The organism is Streptomyces sp. NPDC048352 (assembly GCF_040651895.1).
Taxonomy (GTDB): Bacteria; Actinomycetota; Actinomycetes; order Streptomycetales; family Streptomycetaceae; genus Streptomyces.
This window is the reverse complement of sequence record NZ_JBEZKZ010000126.1, coordinates 1-12926: the sequence shown is the minus strand read 5'-3', so window position 1 is coordinate 12926 and position 12926 is coordinate 1. Positions and strand designations below refer to the sequence as shown.

10 protein-coding genes are annotated in these 12926 nt (G+C 73.2%); 5 read left to right on the top strand and 5 right to left on the bottom strand.

Annotated features, from left to right (window positions below; all coding sequences use genetic code 11):
• The first annotated feature begins 167 nt into the window (after positions 1–167).
• Positions 168–1370, top strand: coding sequence for an acyl-CoA dehydrogenase family protein (locus AB0D45_RS33745; protein WP_361610777.1), 1203 nt, complete (start codon positions 168–170; stop codon positions 1368–1370).
• A 24-nt stretch (positions 1371–1394) separates the two neighbouring features.
• Here AB0D45_RS33745 and sepF read toward each other — a convergent pair whose 3' ends face one another.
• Positions 1395–1853 (bottom strand): cell division protein SepF, encoded by a 459-nt coding sequence (sepF, locus tag AB0D45_RS33740; protein WP_361610779.1) that lies wholly within the window; start codon positions 1851–1853, stop codon positions 1395–1397.
• A gap of 284 nt (positions 1854–2137) precedes the next feature.
• Between sepF and AB0D45_RS33735 the strand changes: the two genes are divergently transcribed.
• The 4 genes from AB0D45_RS33735 to AB0D45_RS33720 all read left to right on the top strand — a co-directional run bounded on the left by AB0D45_RS33735 (position 2138) and on the right by AB0D45_RS33720 (position 5704).
• Positions 2138–3433, top strand: a complete 1296-nt coding sequence (locus AB0D45_RS33735) for a DUF5685 family protein (RefSeq protein WP_362466309.1) — start codon at positions 2138–2140, stop codon at positions 3431–3433.
• 76 nt (positions 3434–3509) lie between these two features.
• Complete coding sequence (locus AB0D45_RS33730) at positions 3510–3641, top strand: hypothetical protein (protein WP_362466306.1); 132 nt, start codon at positions 3510–3512, stop codon at positions 3639–3641.
• A 611-nt stretch (positions 3642–4252) separates the two neighbouring features.
• Positions 4253–5137 carry a S1 family peptidase gene (locus AB0D45_RS33725; RefSeq protein ID WP_362466303.1) on the top strand — a complete coding sequence of 295 codons (885 nt, stop codon included), beginning with the start codon at positions 4253–4255 and terminating at the stop codon, positions 5135–5137.
• Positions 5138–5224: 87 nt separating this feature from the next.
• Complete coding sequence (locus AB0D45_RS33720; RefSeq protein WP_361609737.1) at positions 5225–5704, top strand: hypothetical protein; 480 nt, start codon at positions 5225–5227, stop codon at positions 5702–5704.
• An 18-nt stretch (positions 5705–5722) separates the two neighbouring features.
• On the opposite strand, the gene AB0D45_RS33715 is transcribed toward AB0D45_RS33720, so the two are convergent.
• From AB0D45_RS33715 to AB0D45_RS33700, 4 genes are all read right to left on the bottom strand, one after another.
• The gene (locus AB0D45_RS33715; protein WP_362466300.1) at positions 5723–6619 is read right to left on the bottom strand and encodes a DUF4231 domain-containing protein; all 897 of its coding nucleotides are present in this window, start codon (positions 6617–6619) and stop codon (positions 5723–5725) included.
• 79 nt (positions 6620–6698) lie between these two features.
• Positions 6699–10676, bottom strand: coding sequence for an FxSxx-COOH system tetratricopeptide repeat protein (gene fxsT, locus AB0D45_RS33710; protein ID WP_362466297.1), 3978 nt, complete (start codon positions 10674–10676; stop codon positions 6699–6701).
• A complete protein-coding gene (locus tag AB0D45_RS33705; protein WP_362466316.1) occupies positions 10673–12061 on the bottom strand; it encodes a TIR-like protein FxsC in 1389 nt (462 codons plus the stop codon). The genes fxsT and AB0D45_RS33705 overlap by 4 nt, the downstream gene beginning before the upstream one ends.
• A gap of 43 nt (positions 12062–12104) precedes the next feature.
• Positions 12105–12863, bottom strand: coding sequence for an AAC(3) family N-acetyltransferase (locus AB0D45_RS33700; protein WP_362466313.1), 759 nt, complete (start codon positions 12861–12863; stop codon positions 12105–12107).
• Between the last annotated feature and the right edge of the window lie 63 nt (positions 12864–12926).

Sequence of the window (12926 nt, the reverse complement as noted above, 5' to 3'; positions counted from 1 at the left end):
GGTCCCGGCCCCGGTCCGGCCCGAGCGCGACCCCGCGGTCGGCGGCAGGCCCGGCCGCCAGGGCTGACCCGGGCGGCCGCCCGGAGAGCCGGGGGTGGACCCGGAGCCGGGTCGGCGACAAACTTGCACCGCTAGGTTCCGCCCCACGTGCCTGCCGGGAGGCCCCCTTGTCCGCGCCGTCTGCGCCGTCCGCGCCGAAGTCCCCGTTCGCCCCCACCGATCCGCTCGGCCTCGACGAGCTGCTCGGCCCCGAGGACCTCGCCGTCCGCGACACCGTCCGCTCCTGGGCCGCCGACCGGGTCCTGCCGCACATCGCCCAGTGGTACGAGGACGGCGAGCTCCCGCAGATCCGCGAGCTGGCCCGCGAACTCGGCGCCATCGGCGCGCTCGGCATGTCCCTGACCGGCTACGGGTGCGCGGGCGCGAGCGCCGTCCAGTACGGCCTGGCCTGCCTGGAGCTGGAGGCCGCCGACTCCGGCATCCGCTCGCTGGTCTCCGTACAGGGCTCGCTGGCCATGTACGCGATCTGGAAGTACGGCTCCGAGGAGCAGAAGCAGCGCTGGCTGCCCGGCATGGCGGCAGGCGAGCTGATCGGCTGCTTCGCGCTGACCGAGCCGGACATCGGCTCCGACCCGGCCGCCATGCGCACGTACGCCAAGCGGGACGGCTCCGACTGGGTGCTGAACGGCCGCAAGATGTGGATCACCAACGGGTCGGTGGCCGCGGTGGCCGTCGTCTGGGCCCAGACGGACGAGGGCATCCGCGGCTTCGCCGTCCCCACCGACAGCGCCGGCTTCTCGGCTCCGGAGATCAAGCACAAGTGGTCGCTGCGCGCGTCGGTGACGAGCGAGCTGGTGCTGGACGACGTACGGCTGCCCTCGGACGCGGTGCTCCCCGACGTCACGGGGCTCAAGGGACCGCTGGGCTGTCTCAGCCACGCGCGGTACGGGATCATCTGGGGGTCCATGGGCGCGGCGCGCGCCAGTTTCGAGGCGGCGCTCGACTACGCGAAGACGCGGGAGCAGTTCGGCAGGCCGATCGGCGGCTTCCAGCTCACCCAGGCCAAGCTCGCCGACATGGCGCTCGAACTGCACAAGGGCATCCTGCTCGCCCACCACCTGGGCCGGCGCATGGACGCGGGCACCCTGCGGCCGGAGCAGATCAGCTTCGGCAAACTCAACAACGTCCGCGAGGCCATCGACATCTGCCGCACCGCGCGGACCATCCTCGGGGCCAACGGGATCTCCCTGGAGTACCCCGTCATGCGGCACGCCACCAACCTGGAGTCGGTGCTCACCTACGAGGGCACCGTGGAGATGCACCAGCTGGTCCTGGGCAAGGCGCTCACCGGGCTGGACGCCTTCCGCTAGGCCGCGGGCCGGTGAGGGCCTCGCTCAGCTCTGGTTGAAGAAGTCGCGGGAGCGGCCGCCCGCCTCGCCGCTGACGATCCGGGTGTCGGCCGGGGTCAGGAGGAAGACCCTGGTCGCCACCCGCTCGATCGACCCGCGCAGACCGAAGGTCAGGCCGGCCGCGAAGTCGACGACGCGCTTGGCGTCGGCCGGGTCCATCGACGACAGGTTCACGATCACCGGGACGCCCTCGCGGAACAGCTCGCCGATGCCGCGCGCGTCACGGAAGCCGTCCGGGGTCACGGTGGCGATCCGGCGGCCCCGCTCGACCGCGGAATCCGAGGCGACCTGCACGCGGGGGTCGGTGACCCACTGGTCGCCGGGGCCGGAGACCGAGCCCTGCTGGCGCTCCACCGCCTCCGCGTAGTCGTCGTCGTAGTACCGCTCGTCGTCGCTGTCCTCTACGAGACCCAACCAGGCACTCGCCTTGCGTACCGAACCCATGGACGCCTCCTTTCACCGTGGCCAGTCTGTCTTCTTCTCCGCTGCCCCTATGGTCGTCCATGATGCTGACAACGCGCCAAGTGGATAGCCGCCGCGCAGAGGTTTCGTGACGGGACTGGTGCAGAACATCCGTTGCACGGTCGAGGCTCCCGGACGCTACCGCTGCTGACTGAGTGAAAATACGACCGCCGCTGCTGTCCGGGTGAGGCACTGGGGCGTACGAGTGATCCGCCCGGCTGGATACGATGCCCCCGAAACACGCGTATGACACACGGGGGAAGCGGTTGTTCGGCATCGTCAGACCTTGCGCGCACCGGCTGGGCGAGCGCTTCAAGACGGAGTGGATGGCCCATCTGTGCGGCCTCTGCCTGGCACTTCGCGGTGACCACGGCCAGTTCGCCCGGATCGTCACCAACTACGACGGGCTGCTCGTCTCCGTTCTGACGGAGGCTCAGTCCGGTCCGCTGCCCGGTGCCCGGCGCACCGCCGGGCCCTGCCCGCTGCGCGGCATGCGCACCGCCCCCGTCGCCAACGGCGAGGGCGCCCGGCTCGCGGCGGCCGTCTCGCTGGTGCTGGCCTCGGCGAAGGTGCGGGACCACGTGGCCGACCGGGACGGGCTGTTGGCCCGGGCCCCGATCGCCGCCGCCGCGCGGAAGGTGGCCCGGGGCTGGGACCGGGCCGGCGCCCGCACCGGCGCCTCGCTCGGCTTCGACACGGCGGTGCTCGTCGACGCCGTGGACCGCCAGGGCGGCATCGAGACCCTGGCCGGCCCGGGCACGCCCGTGCTGGTGGTCACCGAGCCGACGGAGACCGCGACCGCGGCCGCCTTCGCCCATACCGCGGTCCTCGCGGGACGGCCCGGCAACGGCCCGGCCCTCGCCGAGGCCGGCCGGTACTTCGGGCGGCTCGCGCACCTGCTGGACGCCGTCGAGGACCAGGCCGCCGACGCCCTGGCGGGCGCCTGGAACCCGCTCACGGCCACCGGCACCTCCCGCGCCGAGGCCCGCCGGCTGTGCGACGACGCGCTGCACGGGATACGGCTGGCGCTGCGCGAGGTGGAGTTCGCCGACGCGGGCCTCGCCCACCGGCTGCTGGTGCACGAGCTGCGCACCTCGGTGGACCGCGCGTTCGGGACCGCCTCGTGCGGGCACGCCGCCGCGAACTCCGCGGGCCAGGGCTACGGGCAGCCGCCGCCGGGGTACGGGCAGCCCCCGCAGGGGTACGCCGCGGGCGCGCAGGCCGGGTACGGGCACGGCGGCCCGTACGGGGGCGGCCAGGGCCACCCGTACGCGGCCCCCGGCGGGCCCGGTATGCCGCCGCCGATGGGCCCGGGAGGCCCCGGCGGGGGTGGCGGTGGCGGCGGGTTCGGCGGGCTGCCCCCGCAGAAGCCGCGCCGGGGGCTGCTGCACGGCTGCGCGGTGGCGATCGGCCTCTTCTGCACCTGTCAGATCTGCTGCACGGACTACGAGGGCCCCTGGTCCCGCCAGAAGCGCGACGCCTGGTGCGACGACTGCGGCGACGGGTGCGACTGCTGCAACTGTGACGGCTGCTGCTGCGACGGTTGCGGCTGCGACTGCTGAGGCCACGTCAGTTCCCCAGGTCCGGACGGGTTACCGGGAGGTTCCCGTCCGGCCGGTGGGGGAAGGGCTGAGCGGCATGAGCGATCACGAACCGGCCGGGGCCCGGCGGGAGCTGCACGGGCGCCGGGTGGCGTCCCGGGCCACCGCGAAGGTCGACTTCCGGCCGTTCCCGGCCACCGGCGCGTCCAGGACGGCGGGTTCTTGCTGAACGCCCCCGCCGGAGAAGGCGCGGAGCACGACGGGCGGCCCCGCGCGGACGGGACCCGCCCCGCCGGCTCCCGGCCCGCGGTCGTGCGGGTGCGGTGCGCGGCGGCCGGGCGCGCGGGGCAGGGGAGCGGCCCGCCTCCACGGCCCCGCCGCCGGGGGCCCGGCGGGGCTTCGCAGGCGTCGAGGTCACCGGCCGCGCCCCGGCACCACGGCTCCCCGGGCACCGCGGCCCGTACCCGCGGCTGTGCAGGGGCCGGGCCGGGAACGCCGCCGGGCGCGCCCGCGGGCCCGGCGGCGAGCCGGACCGCCGCCCCGACCGGGCCCGGCTCCCGTCCCGCGCCCTCGACGGCCGCCTCGACCGCCCGTTCCCGCGGCCCGGGCGCGCCCTGCCCTTCCCGGTCGCCGCCGGGGGACGACGGCTGAAAGGCGCCCTTGCCGCCGGTAACCGACGCCAGGACACTCCCGTTCAGCGTCACCCGGCGGACTTGTCAGGGCCACGTCGAATCAGCGGCTTACCCGCCGCGCGCCCGCCCTGCCCCCCACCGCCGCTCACGGGCTCCGGCATCCCCCACCCCAGCCGAAGCCCCCGACCCCCACCCGGGAGGACGTCAAGTGAGGATCAACAGCACCACCCGTCTGCGGCTGCTCGCCCTGACCGCCGGCCTGGCCGCGACGGCAGCCCTCGCCGCCCCCACCGCCGCCAGCGCCGACGACAACGGCACCGGCTTCAGCCCCGCCCGCCTCGCCGCCGCCGGGGCCTCGGTCCTGCGCGCCGACGTCGCCGGCACCGCCTGGCACACCGATCCCGCCACCGGAACCCTCGTGGTCACCGCCGATTCCACCGTCACCGCCGCCGACATCAGCAGAATCCGGCGCGAGGCCGGCGCGGACGCCGCCGCCCTGCGCATCGAGCGCACCCCCGGCAAACTCACCAAGCTGCTCTCCGGCGGCGACGCCATCTACGCCAACAGCTGGCGCTGCTCGCTCGGCTTCAACGTCCGCAGCGGAAGCACCTACTACATCCTGACCGCCGGCCACTGCACCGAGGGCGCCGGCACCTGGTGGACCAACTCCTCCCACACCACCACCGTCGGCACCACCGTCGGCTCCAGCTTCCCGACCAACGACTACGGGCTGATCAAGTACGCCAGCAACAGCCCGGTCCCGCCCGGCACCGTCGGCGGCCAGGACATCACCAGCGCCGTCAACGCCACCACCGGCATGTCCGTCACCCGCCGCGGCTCCACCACCGGCACCCACAGCGGCTCCGTGACCGGCCTCAACGCCACCGTGAACTACGGGGGCGGCGACATCGTCTACGGGATGATCCGGACCAACGTCTGCGCCGAACCCGGCGACAGCGGCGGCCCGCTCTACTCCGGCAGCCGCGCCGTCGGCCTCACCTCGGGCGGCAGCGGCAACTGCTCCTCGGGCGGCACCACCTTCTTCCAGCCCGTCGTCGAAGCCCTGAACGCCTACGGCGTCAGCGTCTACTGACCGGGCCCTCCGCGGGCCCGCAGGCCCCCTGGACGTCCTCCCTCCTTCTGGGAGGATGTCCAGGGCGTCCACGGGGGAGGATCTCGTATGAAGCGCATCGGCGTGACCGGGCACCGCTCGATTCCCGACGAGGCGCTCGGCCCCGTGGAAGCGGGCCTTCGGGCCGTGCTCGGCGGCCACCGGGGCCCGCTGGAGGCCTTCTCCAGCCTCGCCGACGGAGCCGACCAGCTCTTCGCCGCCATCGCCCTCGAATACGGCGCCGACCTCACCGTCGTGATCCCCAGCGGGGACTACGAGGACACCTTCGAGGACCCCGACGCCCTCGCCGGCTACCGGCGGCTCAGGCGCCGCGCCGCCCAGGAGGTCACGATGGCCTTCGCCCGCTCCACCGACGAGGCCTACTACGCGGCCGGCACCTACATCGCGGACAGCTGCGACCGGCTCGTCGCCGTCTGGGACGGCCTGCCCGCGCGCGGACACGGCGGCACCGGCGAGATCGTCGCCTACGCCCGGGCCCTCGGCAAACCCGTCACCGTCATCTGGTGCGAGGGCGTGACCCGCGCCTGAGCCGCGCCCCCCACCCCCTCAACTGCTGTGCCGGGCGAGCCAGTCGGTGTGCTGGGGAGACACGTACCGCTCCGTCTCGTAGACGGCCGACGGCCAGTGGGACTCCGTGATGGTCGTCTGCATCACCACCATCATCGCCGACAGGTCCTGCTCGATCAGGGTGTGCGCCTCGATCAGCGGGTGGTGGCGGCGCACCTCGTTCCAGGCGATCCCCGCCGCCGCGGCCGCACTCAGCAGCCCCGCCGGCCCCGCCCCCGGACCCGAACCGAACGCCCCGAACAGGGCGAGCAGCAGCGCCAGACACGTCAGCAGCACGATCGTCCACGACCACAGCGCCGTCGCCCGCCGCGACCCCTCCGTCTTGCGCTGGTACCAGGTGCGCTGCTCGATCAGCCGGTCCCGGACGTACGTCTCCCTGCGCACCTGGTAGTCCAGCCCGCGCAGCCGCTGCATCGCCCCGGTGATCTCCGCCCCCTCCGGCACCAGGCCCGCCGTCCGCGGATCCTGCCAGCCCATCTTGCGCAGCTCGTCCAGCCCCTTCTCCAGCCGCGCCCGGTACACCCCCTCCGGCCCGGCGACCTCACTGCCGAAGGGCGCCCCGTGCACGGCGTAGCGCCACGCCAGGGACTTGATGAACTCCGCCGCGCTGCGGTTGAGCTGCCACTGCGGACGGGCCCGGCGCCGCGTCGCCCGTACGCCCACGGCCAGCACCCCGGCGTACGCCAGCGCGCTCACCGCCGCGAACACGTGCAGCCCGCCGACCGCGGGCCCGGACGGCAGGGCGGCGGAGGCCGCCGCCGCGACCAGCAGCAGCAGCTGGGCGCGGGTGGCCTGCGTCGACTCCCGCTGCCGGGAGACCGCCGCCTGGTCGGTGTGGTGGAAGAGGGCCGGCAGGTCCTCGTTGCGAAAGGTCATGCTGTCGGGCACAGCGCCCCCCAACTCTCGGGTGGCGGGCGGCGGGCACCCCGCGGGGCCCCCGCCGCCCGCCGTCGGATCACACCGCGAGCGGCTCCAGGTCCCGGTGGACCCGCCGCTCGTCACGGGCGTAGCGGGTCAGACCGTGGTCTTCCCCCAGCAGCCGCGCCAGCTCGGCCACCGCCTCCGCCCGCACCCGCGCCGCCTCTTCCTTGCGGCCCGTCATGTCCAGGCTGACCGCCATGTTCGACGCGCTCGCCAGGGTCTCCGGATGGTGCGCCCCCAGCACGTCGCGCAACCGCACCACCGCGATCCGCTCCAGCTCCAGGGCGCCCTCCGGATCACCCAGGTCCGCCCGGGCGTTCGCCAGGTTCAGGTGCGCGAAGATCGTGTGCGGGTGGTGGTCGCCCAGCACGTCGCGCATGCTGCGGATGGTCTGGCGCAGCATCGCCTCCGCCGTGTCCGCCGCGCCCGTGCCCCAGTGGAAGACCGCGAGGTTGTTGACCGCCGCCAGGGTGTACGGGTGCCGCTCGCCCGGCACCTTCATGTACTCGTCCACCACCTCCTGCGCCAGGTCCCGCGCCGCCCCCGGATCACCCGTCGCGAACAGGTCCGAGGCCAGGTTCAGCTCACACGCCAGCAGGTCGGGGTTGACCGAGGTGTACTTGGCCCGGTAGCGGTTGCGGGTCGCCGTCGTCAGCCGCAGCGCGTTCTCCAGCTCCCCGGCCCGCCGCAGCGACACCGCCAGGTTCTTCGCCGCCGACAGCGTGCCCGGGAAGGCCCGGCCCAGCTGCCGCTTGTAGATCTCGTACGTCCGGCTCAGCAGCTGCACCGAGTCGTCGTAGCGTCCCACCTCGCGCAGGTCCCGGGCCAGGTTCTGCGCCGACGACAGGGTGTACGGGTGGTCCGTGCCCAGCACCTCGGTGCGCCGGTCGAAGACCTCCTGGTCGATCTCCCGGGCCCGCGCGTACTGCCCGACCATCCGCAGGTTCAGCGCCAGGTTGTTGGCCGCGGCCAGGGTGCGCGGGTGCGCCTCGTGGAAGATCTGCCCGAAGCCCTCGTGCGCGGCCGTCGCCAGCTCCATCGCCTCCCCGTACCGGCCGAGCGCGCCCAGGTCCATCGCCAGACCGCTCGTGGTCATGTACGTGTGGGGGTGCGAGGCGCCCAGCGCGGCCCGCTGCCGCTCCAGCGTGACCTCGTCCAGCTCCTTCGCCTCCACGAAACGGCCCTGCGAGCGCAGGATGTTCGAGAGGTGGAACCGCAGGTACAGGTACTGGAGGTCGTCGCTGCCGAGCATCTCCCGCCAGGCCTCGCGCAGCTCCTCGCCCAGCGCGTACGCCGCCTTGAAGTCACCGCGCTTCCACAGGTAGCGCACCCGGTCGATCAGCAGCCGGCGGGTCTCCGGCTCCGTGCAGAACCGGGCCTCGGACGGGCTCAGGTGCGGCCAGATCGTGTTGAACCTCGGCCAGGTCTCCGGGTTGTCTATCGGTTCGTCGTCGTCCGGCCGGGCACCCGCCAGGATCCGGTGCACCGCGTGCCGCGCCTCGCGCTGCTCCTCCTCCGACAGCTGCGCCCGGATCACCGCCTGGACCAGCCGGTGCACCTGGATGCTGTTGCCGACCTGGTCGACCTTGGCCATCGCGAACCGGCCGATCTCCCTGATCACCCGGCCCAGGACCAGCTTCTCCTGGAGCGAGGAGTCGTACGGCTTGAGCGCGTCGATCATCTCCTTGCTGTAGAGGAGGTTCGCCGATATCGGCTCCGGCGCGAAGAAGGCGCACAGCTGGAGCAGCCGGACGGCGGCCGGGGAGCGGGACTGGAGCCGCTCGATCGACACGTTCCAGGTCGCCGCCACCGGCTGCGGGTATCCGGGCGGCTGGTTCAGGCCCAGCACCCGCGCGGTCTGCTCCGCGAGCTGCTCCAGGTACGCGGACACCGGTGTCGCGGTCTCCGCGATCCAGGCGCCCGCCTGCTCGACGGCCAGCGGCAGGTCGCCCACCGCCACCGCCACGTGCTCGGCGTCCTCCTTGCCCAGGCCGGGAGCGCGGCGCTGGAGGTGCTCGATGGACTCCTCGCGCAGGAACACGTCCACCGGCAGCGCGTCCCCGTACTGGGACCAGGACTGGTTGCGCGAGGTCACCAGCACGTGCCCGGGGCCGCCCGGCGGGAAGAACCGCTTGAGGGTCTCGGGGTCGTCGGCGTTGTCGAAGACCAGCAGCCAGCGCGAGGAGGGCACCCCGCGCCGCAGCAGGTCGATCGCCTCCTGGGAGGCGGCCGCCATGTCCTCGCCTGTCTGCGCGCCCAGCCGTACGGCGAGCTCGGCGAGGCCGGCGACCACCTCGTCCGTCTGCTCCGCGGAGATCCACCAGACCAGGTCGTAGTCGGCCATGAACCGGTGTACGTACTCCAGCGCCACCTGGGTCTTGCCGACACCGCCGAGCCCGTACAGGGTCTGCGGCTGGGGCAGCACCACGGCCATGCCGCCGCCGAGCTGGTCGCGCATCCGCTCCAGCACGATGGACCGGCCGGTGAAACCGGGGTTGCGGGGCGGCGCGTTCCAGATCTTCGGGACCGTGCCCGGGAAGCGGGGGCCGGGCTGGGAGGTGCCGGCGACGGTGTCGGGCAGTGCCATCGGCCGCTCCACCGCGCGCAGCAGGGCGGTGGTCGCGTGCACCTCGTCGAGCCGGAACAGGTCGACCGGGTTGCGGTCGATGTAGGGCGTGGCCAGGCGTACGTCGCCCACCCGCAGCGGCACCAGCTGGCGCCGGCCCCCGGTCGGGTCCTCGGCGGCGGCCCGGTTCCACACCTCCACGGCCCGCGCCGACTTGAGGTAGGCGCTGGAGAGCAGCACCACGGTCCGGGCGGCGGTGTCCACGCTGATGCCCGCGCCGCCCAGGGTGTCGCCGGGCGCCGTGTGGGGCGCCCGCTCGGCGGAGACGTCCTTGGGTACGACCCGGAACCCGGCCCGGGTGAGCACCGACTCGATCCAGTCGGCCCACATCCGGTTCTCGGCGACGTAGGACAGGAACAGGTCGGCGGGCAGCGCCGGCCGGCGGCGGGTGAAGGCGTCCCTGATCCGCAGCCGCACCTCCTCGCCGATGACCGGCATGGAGGTGATCTCGCCCTCGGTGACCACCGTGGTGAGCCGTTCGAAGGCGGAGAGCAGGGAGTTGGTGAGTCCGGCCTCGTCGCCGAAGGTGGCCAGGGTCTCCTCGTAGGCGTAGTAGGGCCGGTACGGGATCTCCACCGCGCCCCAGTAGGAGGTCAGCTCGTCCCCGACCAGGCCGCTGGGGAAGCGGTCGAACTTCAGGCGGGCCAGGGCCCGGCCCGCGTCGGCCTTCTCCTTCTCGCCCTCGTCGATGCGCATCGGGACCGGGTAGATCTTGATCCCGCGGTCGTTGAACCGCTCGTCGATCTGCCGGGCCACCGAGGCGGCGCCGTCGATGGACTGGTCGGACAGGGTGAAGCAGTCGACCAGGACGTCGGGCAGGTGGACGGTGCAGATGTCGGCGATGTCGGACAGGCCGGTGCGGCTGTCGATCAGGACGTAGTCGTAGTTCGCCTTCATGTCGGCCCGCAGGGCGTCGAAGAACAGGCCGCCACCGAGCCGGTCGTAGAAGTTGTCCCAGTCGAAGGTGGACACGGTCGCCGAGTACTCGCGGTTCTGCCGGCCCGCGGAGACGAAGTCCAGGGTGCCGCCGTCCGGGAACTCCCAGCCGTGGGTCTCCGGGGTGAGGGAGACGGCGTGCGGCTGGATCCGCGCGTAGTCCTTGTGCCAGTCGGCGGCGCGCTGCACGGGGCTGGTGGCGGCCCAGGCGTACTCGCTGATCAGGTCGATGACCCCGGTGGTCGCGCCCAGGGTGGAGGGGTCCAGGAAGGGGTGGAAGAAGCGGTGCAGGCCCGGGGCCTCCAAGTCCCAGTCCACGGCGAGCACCCGCTTGCCGTTGGCGGCGAGGATCCAGGCCGTGTTGGCCAGGGCCATCGTGCGGCCGGTACCGCCCTTGTACGAGTAGAAGGTGACGATGCGTCCGTCTCGGCTGTCACGACTGGCTGTCATCCGCGTCCCCCCGGGTCTGTGTCGGTGTCTTCGCCGTTCCGGCCGGCCGGTGGCGGTGGTGCGGGCGGTGGTGGTGCGGGCGGCCCGCCCATTCCCATCGGGCCCACCAGCCGCGGACGTTCGGTGGAGGTGCTCCCGGCGGGCAGGTACACCTGGGCGTGTCTGAGGAACTGCTGGGCCGCCGCCTCGACCACCTGGGGCAGGATCTGCCCGAGCGTCTCCATGCCGGCCACGCCGTTGGCCGCGGCCCGGCAGGCGGCCCGGCCCTGGCTCATCTTGACGGGCAGGGTCTCCTCGAGCCGGCGGGCCAGCTCGGCCTCCCTCGCCCGGCTCTGGGGGTCGTACCGGTTCCACGGCACGACCACGTTGATCCACGGGCGGTGCTCCTGGTCGAAGGCGGCCAGTCGCTGGCGGCGGTGTTCGTCCTCCACCGCCCAGCGGTCGACGATCAGGATCTCGGGGCGGGTGGGCGGCTGCTTGCTGTCGAAGTGCCCGGCCTCGTCGTCGAAGGAGGACATCGTGGTCTGGTAGTTGAGGTTCCTGACCAGGTCCTCGGCCACGTAGGCGACGGGCCGCTGGGAGACGGGGTGGTACGGGTTCCACTCCAGCGCGTTCTCCCCGTAGTACTCGGGGCTGCGGCCGTCCGGCAGGTCGTGCCGGGAGGCGGCGGCGACGGTCACGTGCAGGGTGCGGACGGGCCCGGCGCCGGGTCCGGCCGGCTGGCCGCCGCCGTGGCCGAAGGCGCTGGGGACCAGCCGGTAGTCCAGCGGGCGGACCGGCTGGAGGCGTACGGTCTCGGCGACCCGGACGATCCGCCGGGCCAGCTCGTACACGGCCTGCTCGTACTGCTCGGCGTACCCGCGCAGCTTGATCAGCCCGTACAGGCCGTCGGTGACGTAGCGCTCGCCGAAGGTGTTGTGGTTGAACTGCAACCGCTCGGCGGGGCCGGGCAGTTGGGCGGGTGGGACCGGTACCCACAGGGCCGGGACGATGGCCTCGGCGGCCGGCTGGTTGCTGAGCGCGCCGTGGTGGATGGTGCGCTGCGCGAAGGCGAACCACTCCTTGCCGCACATCTCGCTGGCGAAGTAGCGCGGCGAGAACAGGGGGACGAAGACCCGGCAGGTGGCGAGGGCCGCCCCGAGCCGTTCCGACCAGCCCTCGCCGCTGCGTATCTCGCGGTCCATGAAGCCGGCCTCGGATCCGGCGGGCAGGTCCGTCAGCGCCATGATGTGGCCGCACAGGTCACGGAAGAGACGCTCCACCCACATGTCGGGATCGGGTCCTCCAGGCCCGAACCTCGGTGTATGCGCATAACTGAGGAAAAAATACGGCTGCACTGATGCGGGCACACGACCCCCGTCCCGAAGCTGCGAGCGAAGAAACATCATTCCGGAGCTGCTTCGCCACATCCCCTCATCGTTCAGTCAATCAGCGTCTGTTTTCGGTCATCCAGGCCAGGGCGTGGTCGACGGCGTGCGAAACCGAGAAGAACACGGCGGACGCCCCTCCCACCCGCCCCCTGCGCACCAGCGATTCCGGCAGTGCCCGGCCGATCTCCTCGAAATCGCCGTCGTCCAGCGCGACGTCCTCGTACGTCGTCCACTTCCCGTCGTGAGGGCGCCCTCCGGGCCCTTCCGGAAGGCTCACCTTCACCACACAGTCGTACGTGCGCAAGGGGGGCTTCGGAATTCGGTACTCCGCGAGATGGAAAGCCGTGCAGGCCGAAAATCCCACATTGATCATGAGTACCTGTCCTCCCTCCCACCACAGTTTTCCCAAGGGGGAGTCCTCACCGAGGTGGCATTCGGTGCGGTGCTGCGCGCACAGCCGGTCCGCATCGGCCCCGAGCGCGGCGAAGGAGGTCTGCGGGTGCCCGCTGCGGGCGGCGCCCGGCGTGGTGCGGACCACCTCGGCGAAGGCGCCCACGCCCTGGCTCGGGGTGACCTCCGGGTCGAAGGGCGGCATCCGCGACCGGAACGCCGCCGCCCCGGCCTCGTCGAGCCCGGCGACGCGGGCCAGGTGGGCGCTGGAGGTCAGGGAGTTCTCCGCCGTGAAGGCGGGGACGAGCAGGGTCCCCCGGGGGCCGAGGAGGCCGCGCAGGGCGTCGCGCAGGACCTCGGCGCGCAGGCCGGTGCCTCCCAGGGCGGCGTGCACGAGCAGCCGCTGCCCGGGCCGCACGCCGAGCAGCCGGAGCTGCGCGGCGAGCTGGTGGCGGCCGGGCGGGTCCTGCGGGGAGGCCGGGGCCGCACC